At 74.9% G+C, this 19,353-nt stretch carries 14 protein-coding genes; 10 read left to right on the top strand and 4 right to left on the bottom strand.

From position 1 onward, the window contains the following. Nucleotides 1-437: 437 nt before the first annotated feature. Entirely contained in the window at nucleotides 438-1,652 is a 1,215-nt protein-coding gene (locus RND61_RS27170) for a helix-turn-helix domain-containing protein (RefSeq protein ID WP_315880758.1), read from the bottom strand. Between the two features lie 439 nt (nucleotides 1,653-2,091). On the opposite strand from RND61_RS27170, the gene RND61_RS27165 reads away from it, so the two are divergent. From RND61_RS27165 to RND61_RS27145, 5 genes are all read left to right on the top strand, one after another. Further along, entirely contained in the window at nucleotides 2,092-2,364 is a 273-nt protein-coding gene (locus RND61_RS27165) for a hypothetical protein (protein WP_315880757.1), read from the top strand. An 89-nt stretch (nucleotides 2,365-2,453) separates the two neighbouring features. Then, entirely contained in the window at nucleotides 2,454-3,371 is a 918-nt protein-coding gene (locus RND61_RS27160) for a helix-turn-helix transcriptional regulator (protein WP_315880756.1), read from the top strand. Nucleotides 3,372-3,663: 292 nt separating this feature from the next. Continuing rightward, a complete protein-coding gene (locus RND61_RS27155) occupies nucleotides 3,664-4,539 on the top strand; it encodes a DUF6528 family protein (RefSeq protein WP_315880755.1) in 876 nt (291 codons plus the stop codon). Nucleotides 4,540-5,448: 909 nt separating this feature from the next. After that, a complete protein-coding gene (locus RND61_RS27150) occupies nucleotides 5,449-8,850 on the top strand; it encodes an ALF repeat-containing protein (protein WP_315880754.1) in 3,402 nt (1,133 codons plus the stop codon). A gap of 100 nt (nucleotides 8,851-8,950) precedes the next feature. Further along, on the top strand, nucleotides 8,951-9,328 hold the full coding sequence (locus RND61_RS27145; RefSeq protein WP_315880753.1) for a hypothetical protein: 378 nt from the start codon (nucleotides 8,951-8,953) through the stop codon (nucleotides 9,326-9,328). 369 nt (nucleotides 9,329-9,697) lie between these two features. On the opposite strand, the gene RND61_RS27140 is transcribed toward RND61_RS27145, so the two are convergent. Continuing rightward, nucleotides 9,698-10,348, bottom strand: a complete 651-nt coding sequence (locus tag RND61_RS27140) for a MerR family transcriptional regulator (protein ID WP_315880782.1) — start codon at nucleotides 10,346-10,348, stop codon at nucleotides 9,698-9,700. A 154-nt stretch (nucleotides 10,349-10,502) separates the two neighbouring features. On the opposite strand from RND61_RS27140, the gene RND61_RS27135 reads away from it, so the two are divergent. The 4 genes from RND61_RS27135 to RND61_RS27120 all read left to right on the top strand — a co-directional run bounded on the left by RND61_RS27135 (nucleotide 10,503) and on the right by RND61_RS27120 (nucleotide 14,202). Next, on the top strand, nucleotides 10,503-12,050 hold the full coding sequence (locus tag RND61_RS27135) for a flavin-containing monooxygenase (RefSeq protein ID WP_315880752.1): 1,548 nt from the start codon (nucleotides 10,503-10,505) through the stop codon (nucleotides 12,048-12,050). Then, entirely contained in the window at nucleotides 12,047-13,039 is a 993-nt protein-coding gene (locus RND61_RS27130) for an alpha/beta fold hydrolase (protein ID WP_315880751.1), read from the top strand. The genes RND61_RS27135 and RND61_RS27130 overlap by 4 nt, the downstream gene beginning before the upstream one ends. After that, nucleotides 13,036-13,917: an SDR family oxidoreductase gene (locus tag RND61_RS27125; protein WP_315880750.1), complete on the top strand. Its 882-nt coding sequence runs from the start codon at nucleotides 13,036-13,038 to the stop codon at nucleotides 13,915-13,917. The genes RND61_RS27130 and RND61_RS27125 overlap by 4 nt, the downstream gene beginning before the upstream one ends. A gap of 96 nt (nucleotides 13,918-14,013) precedes the next feature. Further along, nucleotides 14,014-14,202 (top strand): hypothetical protein, encoded by a 189-nt coding sequence (locus RND61_RS27120; RefSeq protein WP_315880749.1) that lies wholly within the window; start codon nucleotides 14,014-14,016, stop codon nucleotides 14,200-14,202. Nucleotides 14,203-14,522: 320 nt separating this feature from the next. Here the strand turns inward: RND61_RS27120 and RND61_RS27115 are convergent, their stop codons facing one another. Both RND61_RS27115 and RND61_RS27110 read right to left on the bottom strand, forming a co-directional pair. Further along, complete coding sequence (locus tag RND61_RS27115) at nucleotides 14,523-14,771, bottom strand: hypothetical protein (protein ID WP_315880748.1); 249 nt, start codon at nucleotides 14,769-14,771, stop codon at nucleotides 14,523-14,525. A gap of 66 nt (nucleotides 14,772-14,837) precedes the next feature. Next, nucleotides 14,838-18,566, bottom strand: a complete 3,729-nt coding sequence (locus tag RND61_RS27110; RefSeq protein ID WP_315880747.1) for a S41 family peptidase — start codon at nucleotides 18,564-18,566, stop codon at nucleotides 14,838-14,840. Nucleotides 18,567-18,722: 156 nt separating this feature from the next. On the opposite strand from RND61_RS27110, the gene RND61_RS27105 reads away from it, so the two are divergent. Beyond that, a complete protein-coding gene (locus RND61_RS27105; RefSeq protein ID WP_315880746.1) occupies nucleotides 18,723-19,298 on the top strand; it encodes a TetR/AcrR family transcriptional regulator in 576 nt (191 codons plus the stop codon). Nucleotides 19,299-19,353: the final 55 nt, after the last annotated feature.

The following is a 19,353-nucleotide window of genomic DNA, read 5'->3' as shown; positions in this document are numbered from 1 at the left end:
TCCGGTGTGCACCGGGGGCAGGTGCAGGGGGGCCATACGGAGGACGGGAGTGGGGTGAGGTTCTCGGTCCGGTGGACGACCGCTGTCGTGTTCCAGGTGCGTCCGCCGTCGCGTGACACCCGGAGGGTCAGCAGGGGGCGTTCGTCGGCGGCGGGGTTGCCGGGGTCTGTCGGGTGGGTCATGGGTGTGCGTCCCGGTGCCGTCGGAGGAGGACGTTGCAGTCGGTGACGGCCGACATGTCCCCCCGGTCGCGCGCCCGGGCCCGGGAGGCGGCGAGCCCGGCACACCGGGCGCACCCCGCAACCGGGGCCGGCTCCCGCTCGGGCCACACGGGTGGTTCCACCGGTCGGGGGTCGTAACGCGTCGGTTCGGTCATGTCAGCAGCGTGCCGCCGACGCTCACCCCGGCCCAGGGACGGAACGTCCTACTTTCGCGCGCTACTCGGTGACCCCCAGGTGCTCGGCGAGTCGGCGCAGGCCGGGGGGTCGGGCAGGGCCGTTCCACAGGTCGCTGACGATCGCGATGGCCAGGGTGTGGTGCCGCATCCACCCCGGGGCGACGCGGCGCAGCCGCTCCAGTGTCCGTACGGCCCCGGCGGCGTCGCCCAGGTCGGTGTGGGCGCGCGCCAGGTCCAGCAGCAGCCAGGTCCGCCACGACGGGGGAGTGTCGCCGCTGATCCTTATGCCCCTGGCCAGGGTCAATGCCTCCTCGGGTCGTTCGTGCTGCACCGCGAGGCGCACCCGTTCGATGCGGACCGACGAGCGACTGAAGACCGACACGAGCCTGCCGTCCTCGGGCGGGGGCAGCGTCGACAGGCGGCCGGCGGCCCGCTCGGCCTCCACCATCAGGTCGTTGGCGGTCGCGTAGTCGTCGCCGCGCGCGTAGGACGTGGCGGCTGACATGAGGAGGCCGCCCCAGACGCGGATGCCCTCCGCGGTGCCCGGCTGTTCACGGGCCACGCCGTCGGCGGCGTGCACGGCGAGGCGGCGCGCGTCGTCCAGCCGCGCCTGCCGCTGGTACGCCCAGGCGACGGAGTTGGCGATCATCGGGGCGAGCAGCGGGTCCGACGACTGCCCGGCGGCGCTGTGGGCGCGCTCCAGAGCGGCCAGGGCGAGGTCGGTCTTGCCCAGTCGGATGGCCAGGTGGCCGGCGAGTTGGAGGGCCTTTCCGAGCGCGGCCTGTCCCGCCGCCCGTTGATCGGCGGTTCCCGCAGCCGCCAGCAGCCGGGCATCCGCGAGGACGCCGGGCAGCAGTCCGGTGAGGCGGGTGAAGTCGGCGGCGTGGTACAGCGTCCAGGCGTCGGCCAGCTCGGCACGCAGGAGGGGCAGCGTCACCTTCTCGGGGCCCGTGGGTTCGACCGGTGGCGCGAACAGCGGCGGCATGATCGCCCGCCGGACGGCGACCAGTTGCGGCGGGTCGGCGTCGCCGCTCGACGGCACGCCCGGAGGGTCGCCCAGCAGGGCGGTCAGTTCCACGCCGAGCCCCTTGGCCAGCGCGTGCAGGGTGGGCAGGCGGGCGCTGTGCTTCCTGTGCTGCTCCAGCTTCCGGATCACGTCCACGGAGACCCCGGACCGTTCGGCCAGGCCCTCCTGCGTGAGGTCGGCCAGCCGTCGCAGCTTCCCGATGCGGTCACCCAGGTGCTCAGTAGCCATGGCTCCGAAAGTACGCCCGGCCGGGCACGGCCGGCAGCCCGTCGGCTCGATGGACGCGGCGGGTGTTCCCGATCGGGTCGCGCGGCGGGACGATCGGCCGAGTGGTGGTGCGGGCGGACGGCTGTCGATGCGACGGCGCGTCAACTGGTGCCGGTCACAAGGCGGTGCCCACCGTAAGGTGGAACGCCGATGGTCGTGGCGATGACGTGGGGTCCCCCATCTGGAGTATCGTACTGGTGGCTGAGTGTCACCACTCCGTCACGTAAGTGATCTTGCTCGCGGGGAGTCCCGTTCCTCGCGCGGCCGGCACTGGAGGAGCGCGAACCCCCGTGGTACTTGTTCACCCCCCGCCTCGCTCTGGTGCGGGTTGTAGGTCCCTGCTCCCGTGGGGGCGGCGGATATCGCGTGGCGGCCACCCGCGAGCGGGGGCGGTGGCCGGATGGTAGGTCGCGACCTCAACCCCTCCGACCATCCGAGGAAGGAGGTCCGCCGGGTCCTGGAAAGGTGGGCCGAGCGCGGCTGGAAGCTGTGCAAGGAGGGCCACTGGGGCAAGCTGTACTGCCCGTGCGGGGCCGCGTGCACCACCATCCCGGTCTCCGGGTCGCCCCGCGACGACGGGGCCCACGCGCGCAGGATCGACCGCCTGGCCTCCCGCTGCCCGCTCCCGTCGGACGCGCCGAACCGTAGCCTCACCGGACGGTCGCGCGACTAGACAAAGAATATTTGTCCATATTTAACCCCTTTTGTCTGTTGACGAATGTCAACAGCTCTGCGACTGTGGTGAAGGACTAGGGGGCCAACATGGACTACGACTTCACCTTTGTCGTCTCCGGCGTGGACGTGGACGACCAGGCTGCCGTTGACGCCTTGCTGGAGAACTGCGACGCGTTGTTGGCCCGGGCCGGGGGCGTGGACCTGCTGAGCATGACCGGTTCCGGGGCGTCCGCCCTCGAAGCGGCGCTGACCGCCGTCTCCGCCGCCCGCGCGGCGGCGCCGCAACTGCGGGTGTGCCGACTGGACCGCGACCTGGTCGGCGTCCACGAGATCGCCGAGCGGACGGGGCGCTCGCGGCAGAACGTCAGCCAGTGGATCGCCGGCGACCGCAAGGCGCACGGGGAGCCCTTCCCCGCCGCCGAGGGGACCGTGGGCAGGTCACGGGCCTGGCTGTGGAGCGAGGTCAACCGGTGGCTCGCCGCGCACGGCCTCGACGACGGGGCCGCGTACCCCACGCGCGCCGAGATGGCCGAGATCGACGCGGCGCTGGCCAACGCGGTCTCCGTGACCCTCAACTTCACGGCCGCCGGGACGCCCGGCTTCGAAGCGGGGCGCGACAAGGTGGTCGAGGAGCTCCGGAACAAGCACATCCCGGGGTTCATGGAGTTCCTGGCGGGGGTCGCCCACACGACGGACGGGCGGGGGGCCCACGCCGTGGTGGTCGCCGACCCGGACGAACCCGCCCGCGGGGTGATGGAGCACGTGTCGAGCTTCGGGCACGACGTCATCCTCATCACGGCGACGGACCAGTTCATGGCCACCGTGCTGTCCACGCGCGCGCCCCTGGGGCCGGCGCGCATCGTCACCGTGCCGCAGGAGTCCACGGTCGGCGACTGGCTCCGCCTGGTGCAGGAGAACCCGCAGGCGGCGTTCGGCCTGGAGGCGTCGGAGACGCTGGAGGAGGAAGTCCCCCCGATCCAGCGCCGCCTGGCCATCGCCGCGTAGCGCCCCGGGAGCCGCGGCCCTGGGCCGTACGGGCCGATGTGGCGCGGGCGGGGGCGGCGGGCGCGCGCGTCGTGTCCGCCCGGGCGGCGGCCGGTGGCAGCGTGGCGGGGTGCTCTCCGCGACTCTCCCCGTGACTCTCGCCGCGCTCGTCGCCCTCGCCTCCGGGGCCTCCTCCGTCCCTCCGGGTGCCTCGGGTGCCTTCGGTACCGCCGGTGCCTCGGGTTCCCCCGGTGCTGCCGGTGTCCCCAGTACCGCCGGTGCTCCCGGCGCTTTTGGTGCCTCCGACGTCGTCGTGACCGAGCAGGCGTCGCGGCGGGTCGTCGTGTTCGACGGGGGGCGGCGGGTGTGGGGCCCGGCGGCCGAGCGGTGGGCGTTCTCGCCCGTGGGGGACCCCAGGTACGCCGACCTGGCGCCCGAGCGCAGTTGGGTGCACCCCGACGAGGCGAAGCCCCGGCGCTGGCGGGGCCGCACCTACCTGCTGACCACCGCCTCGTACGGCTTCGCGGCCGTCGTCGCGTACCCGTCCGGCGACCGCTACTGGGCCGCCGCCCTCGCGCCCGGCACCACCCGGATCAACCCGCACAGCGCCGAACTGCTCCCGGACGGCTCCGTCGCGGTCGCGGGCAGCACCGGGGACGTGGTCCGGCTGTACGAGCCGCCGCCCGGCGGGCGGTACGCGGCGTTCGCACTGGACGACGCGCACGGGCTGGAGTGGGACGAGCGGCGCGGAGTCCTGTGGGCCCTCGGCGGCGACCGGCTCGTGGCGCTGCGCCCGGGCAGCCGGGGCGGGCGGCCCGTGCTGCGACGGGTGGACGAGGTGCCGCTGCCCGACCGGGGCGGCCACGACCTGGGCCAGGTCGCGCGGCACCCGGACCGGCTGTGGGTGAGCACCGGCACGGCCGTGTACCAGTACGTCAAGAGCCGCCGCGCCTTCGTCCGGGACTACCCGGGCGCCGCCGCCGTGAGCCGCCCCCGCGTGAAGGCCGTGGGCGACGAGCCCCGGACCGGCCGGATCCTGTCGACCGCCCCGGAGCGGGGCCTGGCGGAACCCTGGTGGACGACGACCGCGGCCGTCCACCGCCCCGCGGGCGCGTACCGCCTGCCGGGCGGCGGCATCTACAAGGCCCGCTGGTGGGACCTTTCCCCGCGTCCGCGACCCGCCCGCTGACGGCGCCCCCGCCGACGGCGCTCGCCGACGCGCCGGCCGTACGGTTCCGGTCCCGGCCTCGCCCCTGACCCCGGCCGCACGGTCCCGGTTCCGGTTTCGGCCCCGTCCCCGGCCGTACGGTCCCGGTTCCGGTCCCGTCCCTGACCCCGACCCCGGCCGCACGGTCCCGCCCCTGACCTCGACCCCGGCCCCAACCCCGGTCCCCGTCCCGGCATCTGCGCCGGTGGCCGGGGGTTCCGCCGGGTGTTCGGTCCCGCCCCGGCGGTCGTCGGGCGAGCCGGAGGGCCGAAGAAGTGGACCAACTCCCTCCACTTCCCGGCCATTTCGTAATGCGATCGATAGGGAACCCCGTACAACCATTCCGCTGGTGTGGCGAGGCTCACGATCTCGTTCTTCGAGTGTCGTTCATGTCGTTCATTTCCTCCTTGCCTTCACGGGCGGGGGGCTGCTGGAGTGATCTCTTGGGGAAGGCCGCAGGGGGGCCGGAATCCGGCAGGGCAGATCCGGCGTGACGAGCGGAAAGCCCGTCAACTCCCTGCCGTTTGACGCTGGAAGGGGCTGGAGTGCAGGGCGACCGCTTCGGTGGGCTGACCGCTGCCGCCGATGCCGCTCCGACCGGCTTCGGCTCCGGAACCGCGCGCAGGTCCTTCCCGCCCGGCGTCCCCGGGGACACCGGCCGCCGGGTCGCCCCGGGCGGCGACGCCCTCCCGCCCGGCGCTTCCGGCGGGTTCGCCACCGCGTACGGGCCGGGACAGGGCGGCCCGCCCACCGCGGGACCCCCGCCCGGGACTCCGCCCGGCACCGCCGTCCGGTGCCGCTTCGGCGCGCGCGCCTACGGCACCCGGGCCCGTGCCACATCGCCGTCGTGCTTACCGAATCCCTCGTCTTCGTCACGAAAGGACCCAGGTCATGCCACCCACCCTGTGGAGCAGACGACGCCTTCTCACCACCCTGGCCGCGGTGACCGCGGCTCCCGCGCTGCCCGGCGTCCTCACCCTGGCCGCCACCCCCGCGCGCGCGGCGGACGGCGTCACCGGCATACCCGACCGGCTGCCGGACACCGACCGCGCCCGGGCCGTGTGGGCCTTCCGCATCGGTGGCCGTTCCGTGCGCGAGGCCGCCGCCGCCGCGCTGGCCGGCGGTGACGCCCAGATCGCGGCGTTCCTGAACGGTGGATACGCCCAGGCCCAGGCCGAGGACAACCGTTTCGCCGTGTTCCAGGGCCTCGCCTGGGCGGGCAGGTCGGTCCAGGCGTCCGCGCAGCAGGCGTTGGCCGGCGGCGACGAGGCGATCGCCGCGTTCCTGAAGGACGGCTACCAGGCGTCGCTCCAGACCGACCTGCGGGTCGAGGTCTTCCGCGTCATGAACAGCGGCGGCAGGGCCGTGAAGCGGGAAGCCTCCGCGGCACTGGAGACGGACACGCGGGAAGCGCTGGAGACCTTCCTCAACGAGACCCGGTACACCGCCCAGGACGAGGACGAGCGGGCCGAGGTCTTCACCATCCTCGCCACCGCCTCGCCCGAGGTGAAGAAGTACGCCGAACGCGCGCTCTCCGACGGCTCGCCGAAGGCCATCCACTGGTTCCTGACCACGGGTCAGCACATCGCCCGCGCCCGCGACGAGGAAACCGCCACCATCGACCAGCTCGTGGCGATCGTCGAACGCGAGGGCAAGCAGGCCAAGCTCAAGACGGACAAGGCCGTAGCCGCCTCCAACCAGGCCAAGGAGGCGGCGGAGAAGGCGAAGGAAGCCGCCCTCACGGCCGCCGCCGAGGCGAAGGCCGCGCAGCAGGACGTCCGCAAGTCGGCGAAGGCCGCCGACAAGGCCGCCGACGCCGCACGCGGCGCGGCCAGGGCGGCGCAGACCGCGATCAGCGCCTCCCGCGCCGCGCAGTCCGCCTCGCAGCGTGCCGCACGGGCGGCCCAGGCCGCCGCCGCGGCGGCGGCGCAGGCGGGCCGGGCGGCCTCCCGCGCCTACAACGCGGCCATCGCCGCGTCCGCCGACGCCTCGAAGGCGTCCGCGGCACGCCAGGCCGCCCAGGGCGCCCGCGACGCGGCAGCCAAGGCGCGCACCGCCGCGGCGGCCGCGCAGCAGGCGTCCATCGCCTCCTCGCAGGCCGCCACCGCCGGTGCCGCGGCGGCCTCCGCGGCGGGCAACGCCGCCGCGGCCGCCAACGCCTCCGCCGACGCGGCCGCCGCCGCCGGTGCCGCCACCGACCAGGCCCGCCGCGCCCGCGAGGCCGCCGCGGAGGCCAACGCGCAGGCGGCCCGCGCCAGCAGCGCCGCGGCCCTGTCCCAGCGCCTGGCCAACACGTCCGCAGCCGCCGCGGCCGAGGCCCACCGGGCCGCCAACTCCGCGGCCGACCACGCCGACGCGGCCGCCGCCGCGGCCGAGGAAGCGGCCAAGTACGCCGGGCAGGCCATCGAGTACGCCAAGCGTTCCACCGCCTACGCCGACGCCGCCTACAAGGCCGCCACCGCCGCCGCCGACGCGGTGAAGAAGGCGCAGGAGGTCGAGGCGGCGGCCCGCGAGGCGGAAGCCGAACGGATCCAGCAGGACACCGAGGTCGGCATCGTCGCCGCACGGCTCAAGGCCGCCCAGGAGAAGGAGGCCCTGGAGCGGCTCACCCGGCAGCGGACCCAGAGCGAGCAGACGTCGCAGGAGACCACCGACCTCATCGAGCAGGCCCAGAGCGCCCTCGCCGCCGGAGACGACGCCCGGGCCGTGGAGCTGGGGCGCAAGGCGGCGGTCAAGCTCCTGGACAGCCACGGCACCTGGACCCGCGAGGCGGCCGAGTTCGCCCTCGCCGGCAGCGACTACGACGTCCTCAACTGGATTGACGCCGACCGGCTCGCGGCCCAGCAGCAGGACGACCAGGAGACCGTCCTCGCCGTCGCCGAGGTGGCCGCCCCGGACATCGCGGCGGCGGCGCAGCGGGCCCTGGAGAGCCAGGACACCGGCGCGGCCAGCCGCTTCCTCGCGCAGGGCATGACCGAGGCGGCCGCCACCGAGAACCGCGTCACCGTCTTCAAGATCCTGAGCCAGAACCCCGGCCCGGCGGTGAAGGCCAAGGCGGAGGCCGCTCTCAACGACGGCAGCCCGGAGGCGCTGTTCCGCTTCCTGAGCACGGAGTACGCCGAGGCGCTCAAGGAAGACGACACCGTCGAGATCTTCAAGATCCTCAACACCGGTGGCGCCTACCTCCAGTCCGCGGCGAAGGTCGTGCTGGAGGGGTCCGCCCTGATGCGGCGGTCCTTCATCGCGCACGACCAGTACAACGTCGCCCGCCTCGACCAGGACGCCGAAGCCCACGTCGCGGCGATCCGGGCCTCCATCGCGCACGCCGCCCAGATCGCGCAGAAGGCCCTGGAGGACGCCGCGTACGCCTCCAAGGCGGCGGCGGAGGCCCGGAAGGCGGCCGAGGAGGCGTCGAACTGGGCGGCCAAGGCCCAGGGGTACGCCACCGCCGCGGCGAACGCGGCCAAGGAGGCCCGGGACAACGCCGCGGCGGCCGACGCGTGGGCCGCCAAGGCCGCGGCCTCCGCGAGCCGGGCCAAGGAGGCGGCGGCCGTGGCGCGCACCGCGGCCCGCACCGCGAACTACTCCGCGAACCAGGCCTACGCCTCCGCCGCCCGGGCCCAGGCATCGGCCGCATCGGCGGCCCGGTCCGCGGCGCAGGCGCGCGCCGCGGCGACGCAGGCGGGCCAGGACGCCCGGGCCGCCGCGGCGGCGGCCAGCGACGCGCGCCGCATCGTGCAGCAGAAGCGGCAGCAGGAGATGGCCGCCGCGGCGGCCGAAGCGGCGCGCAGGGCCCGGGAGAACCAGCAGAACGGCACCAACCCGGCCGACACGCCCGACAACGACACGAACAAGGCCGAGAAGGACGGCGAGTTCCTCGGCCTGACCGCGGACCAGTGGGCGACCTGGTCCGGCCGCGTCAGCACCGTCGCCGGGACGATCTCCGCAGCCGCCGGTGGCGCGGCGCTGATCGCCGCGATGATCCCGGGGGGCCAGCCCGTCGCGGCGTTCCTCGGCGGGGTCTCGGTCGTCGCGGGAGGGGTCTCCCTGCTGGCCGGCGGCGTGAACGTCATCGCCACCGGGTTCTCCGCCGGCTGGGGGAGCAGCGCCTTCAACACGTCCGTGGGCACGTTCGCGCTGAGCGCCCTGTTCTTCGGCAAGGGCCGCGCCCTCAGTTGGGCCTCCAAGAGGGTCGAGGGCCTGAAGGGGGTCGCGGACGAGGTCGGCACGAAGGTGTCCGGCTTCCTGGAGGACACCGCCACGGCGGCCATCGGATGGCTGAACTGGAGCTGACCGGGCAGTAATCCCGGAAAACCGCCGCAGGAGGGGCGGGTGGCACCGCACCGGTCGCCACCCGCCCGGCGGCAGCCACCGGAAGGACGGGAGACAGGACGTGGTCGCGGAACGCTTGACGGTCGGGCAGTGGTGGATCGTGGCGTTCGCCGTCTCCGCGCTGGTCCCGGCGGCGTTCTACTTCTGCCTCAGGAGCGGGAAGGGCGCGGCGTACTCGCTGGTGGCGCCCGCCCTCGGAGCGCTCGCCGTCCTCGGGCACGGCCGACTGCGGGGCCACGCGGAGAAGGAGGCCCTGGTCATCTTCTCCGTCGCCCTCCTCTCGGTGGCCCTCCTGCTCGTCGCCATCAGGCCGGACGTACGGACGTACGCGGAGAAGGCCCGGCGCGGCGAGGAGCACGTGATCCCCAAGTGGAAGGTCAACCTGTACGCGGCGCTGACGCTGGCCTTCGCGGTCGCGGTCATGGTCCTGCTGCTGTAGGCGCCGGCCGGCCGCCCGAACCCCGCGCGGCGGGGCCGGTACGGGGCCCGTCCGGCACCGGTACGGCTCGTCCGGCGCGGGTACGGCTCGCCCGGCGCGGGCGCGGGTACGGCTCGTCCGGCACGGGCGCGTCCCGTCCGGGGCGGCGCGGATGCCGGCGGACGGCTCCACCGGCGTGGCGTACCGGCGCGTCCCGTCCGGTGCCGGCCACCCCGCCGGTCCCTTGTCGCCGGCCCGGCCCGCAGGTTCCGGCCCGCAGGCCCGCCCAGCCGGCCCCGGCCCGCCGGTCCCGCGCCGCGGCCGTCTCTCCAGGGGAAACGGCACCCCGCGGGCCCTCCCGCGGCACCCCGCGGGCCCTTCCGGGGGCGCCTAAGCTCCCCGCGCCGCGCCGTCGCGCGCCTCGTCGCTCCCGCGCAGGCGGCGGTCCAGCGCCATCGACAGCTCCGCGTCCACCACGCTCTTGGCGAGCGGGCGCAGCCGGTGCGCGTCCTCGTCGCGCGCGTGGGTGTGGAGCAGGTCCGTGAACAGCTTCGCGAGGGCGTCCGCGTGGACGCGCACGTCGCGGGCGGCGCCGAGCACCGCCGCCAGCGGGACGCCCTCCCGCACCAACGCGGACGACACCTCCAGCAGTCGGCGGCTGACGTGGACGATCTCCTCGCCGTCCGTCGCGAGGTAGCCCAGGTCGAGGGCGGCGGCGAAGTTCTCGGCGCTGACCTGGTCGCCGAAGTGGTCGGCCAACTGCTCCGGGGTGAGCCGTACGGGCTCCTCCTCCGTGGGCTCCCCGAGGCCCAGCACCTCGCCCACGTCCCGGCCGCTCTCGAAGGCGGCGGCCAGGTCCGCGATGCCGTTGAGGGTGTGGCCGCGCTCCAGCAGCGCCGCGATGGTGCGCAGCCGGGCCAGGTGGTGGGGGCCGTACCAGGCGATGCGGCCCTCGCGGCGCGGGGGCGGTATCAGCCCGCGCTCGCGGTAGAAGCGGAGCGTCCGGGGGGTGATGCCGGCCGCTTCGGCCAGTTCCTCCATGCGGTATTCACGGTCCTCACCCTCGTTCGCCACGCCGGCAAGCCTATAGACGTACCAGGGGTAACTTCCTCGCCCCGCCCTCTACCGCCGGGTAGGGAGCTGCTCTACCCTCCGGAAAGTGCCAGTGATTGCTGGCAGAGTCTTGGGAGGCGGCATGAGCGACCACGCGCGCGAACACGTACGAGTGGCGGTGATCGGATCCGGCTTCGGCGGCCTCGGTGCCGCCGTCCGGCTGCGCCGCGAGGGGATCACCGACTTCGTCGTCCTGGAGCGGTCCGACGCGGTCGGCGGCACCTGGCGCGACAACAGCTACCCCGGCTGCGCCTGCGACGTCCCGTCGCACCTGTACTCGTTCTCGTTCGCGCCCAACCCCGACTGGCCCCGCACCTTCTCCGGGCAACCGCACATCCGCGCGTACCTGGAGCGCGTCACCGACACCTTCGGGCTCCGGCCCCACCTGCGCCTGGGGCACGAGGTGCTGACGGCGCGCTGGGACGCGGACGCCGTGCACTGGGAGATCGAGACCTCGCGGGGCACCCTCACCGCCGACGTGGTCGTCTCCGCGACCGGGCCGCTGTCCGACCCCAAGATCCCCGACGTGCCGGGCCTCGACGGCTTCCGCGAGGCGGGCGGCAAGGTCTTCCACTCCGCCCGCTGGGACCACGACTACGACCTGACCGGCAAGCGCGTCGCGATGATCGGCACCGGCGCCTCCGCCATCCAGATCGTCCCCGCCATCCAGCCGGAGGTCGGCCGCCTCACCCTCTTCCAGCGCACCCCGCCGTGGGTCATGCCGCGCGTCGACCGCGCCGTCACCGGCGCCGAGCGCTGGCTCCACCGGCAGCTCCCGTTCACCGGCAAGGCCCGCCGGGGCCTGCTGTGGGGGATCCGCGAGCTCCAGGTCGGCGCGTTCACCAAGCGGCCGGAGGCGCTGGGCCTGGTCGAGGCGCTCGCCAAGGCCAACATGCACCGCGCCGTGAAGGACCCCGCCCTGCGCGCCAAGCTGACCCCGTCGTACCGGATCGGCTGCAAGCGCATCCTGCTCTCCAACGACTACTATCCGGCCCTCGCCCGCCCCAACGTCGACGTCGTCGCCGCCGGACTGACCGAGGTGCGCGGCCGGACCGCCGTCGGCGCGGACGGCTCCGAGGCCGAGGTCGACGCGATCGTCTTCGGCACGGGCTTCCACGTCACGGACATGCCGATAGCCGACCGCGTCGTCGGCGCCGAGGGCGTCACGCTCGCGGAGGCGTGGAAGGACGGCATGGAGGCGCTGCGCGGCGCGACCGCCGCCGGGTTCCCCAACTGGATGACGATCATCGGCCCCAACACCGGGCTCGGGAACTCCTCGATGATCCTCATGATCGAGTCCCAACTGAACTACATGGCCGACTTCCTGCGCCGGCTGGACCTCCTCGGCGCGGGCCGGGCCCTCGCCCCCCGTCCGTCCGCCGTCGCCGCGTGGAACCGGCGCGTCCAGGCGCGGATGGAGCGCACCGTGTGGAAGTCCGGCGGCTGCGACAGTTGGTACCTCGACGCCAACGGCCGCAACACCACGCTGTGGCCGGGCACCACGGCCGAGTTCCGGCGCGCGACGCGGAGCGTGGACCTCGGCGAGTACGAGGTGGTGCGGGCGCCCGGGAGGGCCGGCACGGCCCCCTCGGGGCGGGCCCCGCGCGGCCGTGAGGAGGCCGCGGCGTGAACCCCACCCCGTACGCGGCGGCCACCCCGCGCACCCTGACCGCCACCTCCGCCGACGGCCAGGCCCTGCACGTCGAGGTGTACGGCCCCGAGGGCGCCCCCGCCGTCGTCCTGGCCCACGGCTGGACCTGCTCCACCGACTTCTGGACCGCCCAGGTGCGGGACCTCGCCACCGACCACCGCGTCGTCGTCTACGACCAGCGCGGCCACGGCGCCACCCCGCCCGCCGCCGGCCCCTCCGGCTACTCGACGCGCGCCCTCGCCGACGACCTGGAGGCGGTCCTCACCACCACGCTCGCCCCCGGCGAGAAGGCCGTCCTGGCCGGGCACTCCATGGGCGGCATGACGCTGATGGCCGCCGCCGGGCGCCCCGCCCTGCGCGCCCACGCCGCCGCCGTCCTGCTGTGCAGCACCGGCGCGTCCCGGCTGGTCCCCGAGTCCCTCGTCGTACCGCTGCGCGCCGGCGCCCTGCGCACCCGGATCACCGGCGCGGTCCTCGGCGCCCGCGCCCCCCTCGGGCCGGTCACGCCCGTGTCGAAGGCGATCCTCAAGTACGCCACGATGGGCCCCGGTTCGGCGCCCGACCGGGTCGCGGAGTGCGCCCGCATCGTGCACGCCTGCCCGCGCGCCGTGCGCGTCGCCTGGTCGCAGGTGCTCGCCGGGCTGGACCTGGAGGCCGACGTGCGCGCCCTGGACGTGCCCACCGCGGTCGTCGCGGGCGCCGCCGACCGGCTCACCCCACCGGTCCACGCTCGCGCGCTCGCCGCCGCCCTGCCGCGGTGCGTCGGCCTCGACGTGCTGCCCGGCATCGGGCACATGACACCCGTCGAGGCGCCCGAGGCCGTCACGGCGCGCCTGCGCGAACTGTCCGCGACGTACCTCGGCGACGGCACCGGAGGTGACGACGCCGGCCGCGGTGACACCGGCCGCGGTGATGCCGGCCGCAACGACACCGGGCGTGACGACGAGAGGGAAGAGGAAGCCGTATGAGCAGGGTCAGCCTGGAAGGTCAGGTCGCCGTCGTCACGGGGGGCGCGCGCGGCGTCGGCGAACTGCTGGCGCGCAAGCTCTCCGCGCGCGGAGCGCGGGTCGCGCTCGTGGGGCTCGAACCGGACGAGCTGAAGCGGGTCTCGGAGCGGCTGCACACCGAGAGCGACTGGTGGCACGCGGACGTCACCGACCACGAGACGATGGCGCGGGTCGCGTACGAGGTGAAGGAACGCTTCGGCAAGGTGGACGTCGTCGTCGCCAACGCCGGCGTGGCGACGGGCGGCCCGTTCGCGGACTCCGACCCGGTCGCGTGGCGGCGCGTCATCGAGGTCAACCTCGTCGGCGGCGCCGTCACCGGGCGGGCCTTCCTGCCCGTCCTGTTGGAGAGCCGCGGGTACTTCCTCCAGATCGCGTCGCTCGCCGCCGTCACACCGGCGCCGATGATGACGGCGTACTGCGCGTCCAAGTCGGGTGTGGAGGCGTTCGCGCACTGCCTGCGCACCGAGGTCGCCCACCGGGGCGTGCGGGTCGGGGTGGGCTACCTGTCGTGGACGGACACCGACATGGTGCGCGGCGCCGACCAGGACGACGTCATGCGGGAGCTGCGGCAGCGGCTGCCGTGGCCGGCGAACCGCACGTACCCGCTGGGCCCGGCCGTCGACCGGATCGTCGCGGGCATAGAGCGACGCTCGGCCCACGTGTACGCCCAGTGGTGGCTGCGCGGCATGCAGTCCGTACGGGGCTACCTGCCGGGGGTCATCACGGCGGTGGGCCGGCGCGAGATGCGGCGCTTCGAGCCCCGGCTGGCCGGTGTGCCGAAGGGGCTGGTGGGCGCGGGCGGCGCCGCCGACGAGCGGGCGCGTGCGGAGCGTAACTGATCGAAATGCGCGGCGTGTCCGCTCGTGCCAGGCTGGTCGACGCGGGGCCGGTCACGGCTCCGCGTCCCCCCACCCCGTGTAGGAGTGAAACCCGGTATGGGCATCTCTGACCAGTTCAAGGAAAAGGCCGAGCAGTTGCAGCAGCAGGGCAAGCAGCGCGCGCAGGGCGTGAAGGACGAGGCGCAGCAGCGCATGCAGCAGCGCAAGGGCAAGCAGCAGGGCAAGCAGCGCACGCAGGACGACACGACGCGCGACAGGCAGGGCGCGGTGGACGACGACATCTGACCCCGCCACCCCTTCCGCTGTGCCCCGGACGGCCCCACCCGCCCGGGGCACACGCGCGTACGAGCCACCCGGACCCGGCGCGGGGCCCGCTCGGGAAGCGCCGGACGGACAGGCGACCGCCCCACGCGGACGGCGCCCGGACCCCGCCCCCCGCGAAGCCGCCCGGCCCGGGACCCCCGGCCCCCCGGAGGACCCGCCCCGCGCCGCGCCCGTCACGCACCGTGCCGTCGCCGTGCCGCCCCGAACTCCCGGCCGTACGGGGTGAACAGGCCACCGGCGCGCCGGTGACACCGGTCATGCGGCTCCGGTGGAGGGCCCGGTCACGGGATGCCCCTCCACATCCAGGGCCGCGGGCCGTGGCGTCCGCGCAGACAGTCGACCCGGTGTCGGGCCTGACCGGCCCAGTCCGGGTTGCCCGCCGCGTGCCGCACCGCGCAACTCACCGTGCGCGGTTCACGGATGCCGGCGAGGGTCCCGTAGCCGGGCCACTCCGTCACGTCGAAGCCGTGGGCGTCGCAGAACCGGCGGTGCTCCGCCGAGGTGACCGCCCCCGTGGTCGGACTGCGCACGGCGGTGGGGACCAGGTCCCAGTAGGTGCGGCGGGCGCCCGGGTGGGCAGGGCGGGTGCCGGGCGCCTACGGTCGCGGCGGCAGCGGCGGGCGGGAGAGGTTCGGGGTGGCCGAGTAGTCCGGGGGGCTCGACGGGGGGTGCTTCTTCAGGAGCCCCAGCGCCAGGTCGACCGCGTCCGCGAGCTGGCGGTGGCGGCCCTCCGCCCAGTCCAGCGGGGTGCGTTCGATCTCGATGTCCGGCTCCACGCCGTGGTTCTCCACGTCCCACCCGTACGCCTCGAACCAGGCCGCGTTCATCGGGACCGTGATCACCGTGCCGTCGCCCAGCCGGTGGCGGCCCGTCATGCCGACGACGCCGCCCCAGGTGCGCTGCCCGACGACCGGGCCGAGGCCCTGCAGCTTGAACACCGCCGTGATCATGTCGCCGTCCGACGACGTGGCCTCGTCCGCGAGCGCGACGACCGGCCCGCGCGGCGAGTTCGACGCGTACGACACCGGCTGGGCGTTCCGCGTGAGGTCCCAGCCCAGGATCCGGCGCGTCAGCTTCTCGACGACCAGCTCGCTGATGTGCCCGCCCGCGTTGCCGCGCACGTCCACGATGAGCGCCGGCCGCGACACCTCCAGCCGCAGGTCCCGGTTGAACTGCGCCCACCCGGAGCCGCCCATGTCGGGGATGTGCAGGTACCCGCACCGGCCGTCGCTCAACTCCCGCACGACCTCGCGGCGCTTGGCCACCCAGTCCTGGTACCGCAGCGGACGCTCGTCGACCAGCGGCACGACCGCCACGCGCCGCGGCCGGCCCGCCTCCCCGTCCGCCGGGCCGAACGTCAGCTCCACCGTCGTCCCGCCCGCCGCCGAGAGCAGCGGGTACGGCCCGGTCACCGGGTCCACCGGCCGCCCGTCCACGTGCGTGAGGACCGCGCCCTCCCGGATGCCCGTACCGGCCAGCGGCGAACGCGCCTTGGAGTCCGACGAGTCGCCCGGCAGGATCCGCTTGACGACCCACTTCCCGTCCCGGCACACCAGGTTCGCGCCGAGCAGCCCCATCGCGCGCTGGTAGTGCGGCGGGCCCTCGTTGCGCCGCGCGGGCGTGACGTACGCGTGCGAGGTGCCCAGCTCGCCGAGGACCTCCCGCAGCAGGTCGGCGAACTCGTCGGGCGACGCGACCCGCTCGACGAGCGGCCGGTACTGGTCCAGGACGCCGTCCCAGTCGATGCCGGCCATGCCCGGCTCCCAGAAGTGCGCGCGCGTGATGCGGCCCGCCTCGTCGTACGCCTGCCGCCACTCGGCGCCCGGGTCCACCTCGTGCCGGATGCGTCGGGCGTCCACGTACACCGTCGTGTCGGGGTCGCCCGTCTCGTTCGCGGGCTGGGCCCGCAGCTCGCCCTCGTCGACCACGACGAGCCGCGTCCCGTCGCCGCTCACCGCGAACCAGTCCAGGTGCGCGACCAGCTCCGTCTTGCGCGCCTTGGTGAGGTTGAAGTGCTCCAGCGTCGGCCGCTCCGACGGGTCCGACGGGTTGACGAACGTCTCGCCGAGCGCACCCGAGATGGGCCAGCGCAACCACACCAGCCCGCCCCCGCTTACCGGGTGCAGCGACGAGTACTTCGACGCGGCCACCGGGAACGGCGTCACCCGGCTCTCCAGGCCCTCCACCTCGACCAGCACGGTCCCGTCGCCCGCCTGTTCCTCCTCGCCCTGGTCCAGTCCGCCCGCCGCCGGGCGGCCCTCCGGGGAGAGCGCGAACGGCGACGGCGTCGTCGACGCCAACGGCACGAGGTACGGGCGGCAGCCCAGCGGGAAGGACAGGTCGCCGGTGTGCACGTCGTACACCGGGTCGAAGCCGCGCCACGACAGGAACGCCAGGTAGCGGCCGTCCCGTGTGAACACGGGGCTCTCGTCCTCGAAGCGGCCGTTGGTCACGTCGACGACCAGGCGGTCCTTGATGCGGGCCATCTTGATCTGCCGCAGCGACCGGCCGATGAACGGGTGCGACCAGGTCAGCCACGCCCCGTCCGGGGAGAACGCCAGGTCGCGCACGGGGCCGTTCTCCGAGCGGATCAGCTCCGTCACCACCCCGGCCGAGTCCACCGGGTCGGCCGGGGCCGCCGAAGTTGCCGTGTCGGCCGGGGCCGCTGTGCCGGTTGAGACTGTGGGGGTGTCTGAGTCTGCTGGGCTCGCCGGGCCGCTTGAGGCTGTCGGGCCTGCCTGGTCGGCTGAGGCTTCCGGGCTGTTTGAGGCTGCCGGGTTCTCCAGGTCGGCTGAACCGGTGGGGTCCGCTGAGGCCGCCGGTCCCGCCAGACCGCCCGGTTCCTCCGGGTCCGCCGAGGCCGCCGAGGCCGCCGGGTCCGCCAGGCCGCCCGGTTCCTCCGGGTCCGCCGAAGCCACCGGGTCGCCCGGCGCCGAAGGGCCACCGGCCTCCGCCGAGCCCTCCGCCGCCCCCGAGCTCCCCGGCTCCGCCGGGCCGCCCGAGCCCTCCGGCCGGGCCGGGCCCTCCGGCCGCACCGGGTCGGTGATCCGCCGCAGGCGGCCGGTCCGCACCGGGCCCGCCGCCTCCACCGCCTCCTCCGACACGTCCAGCAGCAGCAGCCGCCCGTCGTGCGACGCGATGGCGAGCCGTTCCCCGTCCGGGTCGGAGACCATCTCCAGGACGCGCCCCAGCCGCCCCGCGGCGAGCCGGCGCGGCTCCCGCTGGCCGCTGGCGCGCGGCAGGTACGCGATCTCGACGGCGTCCTCGCCCTCCGCGTCCGTCACGTACGCGACGCGCCCGCCGTCCAGCATCTCCGGCAGCCGCACCCGCACCCCCGGCGTGTCGGCGATCGACCGGGCCGGCCCGTCGCGGTGCGTGAGCCAGTACAGGCTGCCGCGCACGCAGACGGCGCTGGCCCGCCCGGTCTCGTCGACGGCCACCGACTGGAGGTGCAGGGCGGCCGGCACCTGGTAGGTGCGCCGTCCGGCGCGCGGCCCGCCGAGCCGCACCGCCAGCTTGTGCGGCCGGGAGTCGGGCGCCAGGGAGTCCACCATCCACAGGTCGCCGGCGCACTGGTAGACGACGCGGCGCCCGTCGGAGGAGGCGTGCCGGGCGTAGAACGCGTCGTGGTCGGTGTGGCGCCGCAGGTCGGAGCCGTCGGGCAGGCACGAGTAGAGGTTGCCGACGCCCTCGTGGTCGGAGAGGAACGCGATCCGCCCGCCCATGAACATCGCACAGTCCAGGTGGCCGCCGAGGTCCGGCAACAGCCGCTCGCCGTGCAGCCACAGCCGCCCGGTCGCCCCGCCCCGGTACCGCTTCCAGGCGGCCGGCTCGTGCGGCGGCTTCCCGGTCAGCAGCAGCGTGCGGTGCTCCCCGTCGACGTCGGCGACCTGGATGTCGGCGCACGGCCCCCACGGGAGGCGGCGGCCCGGGCTGCCGTCGACGGACACCTTGTACGCCCACGAGAAGTGCGAGAACGGCTGCCCGTGCGACGCGACGGCCAGGATGTTGCCGTCGGGGTCCCAGCCGCACACGCGGGTGTCCAGCGACCCCCAGTACGACAGCCGCCGCGCCGGGCCGCCGTCGACCGGCAGGAGGTGGATCTCCGGGTCGAGGCTGCGCCAGCTCGTGTACGCGATGTGCCGCCCGTCCGGCGAGAAGCGGGGGTGCCCCACTCTCGTCCGGTCGACGGTGAGCCGCCAGGCACGGCCGGGGGATCCGCCCCCGGCGACGAGCGGGGCGAGCCACAGGTCGTCCTCGGCCGCGAAGCAGAGGAGGTCGTCGTGGACGTGGGGATACCGGAGGTACGCGCCGTCACTGCTCACACGTTCATGCTTTCCGCGCGGCGGGAACGCGGCAACTCGACCGGCGCATCGACCTGGTGTTCGTGACGAAGCCCACGTACGAAACGGTTTCGTTTCGCTCGCGGCCCGCCTTACGCTTGAGGTGTACGAAACCGTTTCGTTCGGATGGAACCGCCCATGGCCCGCAGCAGACTCACCCCGGAACGCGAGTCGGAGCTGTACGAGACCGTCATCGACCTCCTCGGGGAGGTCGGCTACGACGGGCTCACCATGGACGCCATCGCCGCCCGCACGCGCTCCAGCAAGGCCACCCTCTACCGCCAGTGGGGGAGCAAGCCCGAGCTGGTCGCCCAGTCCCTGCGGCACCACAAGCCCGTACGCATCGCGGAAATCGACACCGGGTCGCTCCGGGGGGACTTCCACGAGATCATCGGGAGCTCCGACGACTGCCGCATGGCGAAGGACTCCGCGATGATGCGGGGCCTGGCCCACGCCGTCGGCGAGAACCCCGAACTCCACGAGGCGCTGCGCGAGCTGCTGATCGAACCCGAGGTGACCGGGCTCGACCAGATCCTGCGCCGCGCCGTGGAACGGGGCGAGGTCGCCGCCGACAACCCGGCGCTCGGCCTGGTCCCGCACATGATGATCGGCGCCGTCGTCGCCCGTTCCTTCATCGAGGACCGCCCGGTCGACCAGGCGTTCCTCACCGCCTACGTGGACGCCGTCGTGCTCCCCGCCCTCGGCGCCCCCTGACCCGCCCGCCCCGCCGGGGGCGGACCACCCGGGTCGGCCGGCCCCGGCGCTCCCC

It is taken from the genome of Streptomyces tamarix, from assembly GCF_032423885.1.
GTDB classification, from domain to species: Bacteria; Actinomycetota; Actinomycetes; order Streptomycetales; family Streptomycetaceae; genus Streptomyces; species Streptomyces tamarix.
The sequence above is the reverse complement of the archived record's forward strand: the minus strand, read 5'-3'. Positions and strand labels throughout refer to the sequence as shown.

Coding starts and splice junctions, on each gene's coding strand:
- RND61_RS27160 (WP_315880756.1), top strand. CDS start 2,454: ATGGACTACGACTTCACCTTTGTCGTCTCCGGCGTGGACGTGGACGAC.
- RND61_RS27165 (WP_315880757.1), top strand. CDS start 2,092: ATGGTAGGTCGCGACCTCAACCCCTCCGACCATCCGAGGAAGGAGGTC.
- RND61_RS27135 (WP_315880752.1), top strand. CDS start 10,503: ATGAGCGACCACGCGCGCGAACACGTACGAGTGGCGGTGATCGGATCC.
- RND61_RS27150 (WP_315880754.1), top strand. CDS start 5,449: ATGCCACCCACCCTGTGGAGCAGACGACGCCTTCTCACCACCCTGGCC.
- RND61_RS27125 (WP_315880750.1), top strand. CDS start 13,036: ATGAGCAGGGTCAGCCTGGAAGGTCAGGTCGCCGTCGTCACGGGGGGC.
- RND61_RS27170 (WP_315880758.1), bottom strand. CDS start 1,652: ATGGCTACTGAGCACCTGGGTGACCGCATCGGGAAGCTGCGACGGCTG.
- RND61_RS27140 (WP_315880782.1), bottom strand. CDS start 10,348: ATGGAGGAACTGGCCGAAGCGGCCGGCATCACCCCCCGGACGCTCCGC.
- RND61_RS27105 (WP_315880746.1), top strand. CDS start 18,723: ATGGCCCGCAGCAGACTCACCCCGGAACGCGAGTCGGAGCTGTACGAG.
- RND61_RS27120 (WP_315880749.1), top strand. CDS start 14,014: ATGGGCATCTCTGACCAGTTCAAGGAAAAGGCCGAGCAGTTGCAGCAG.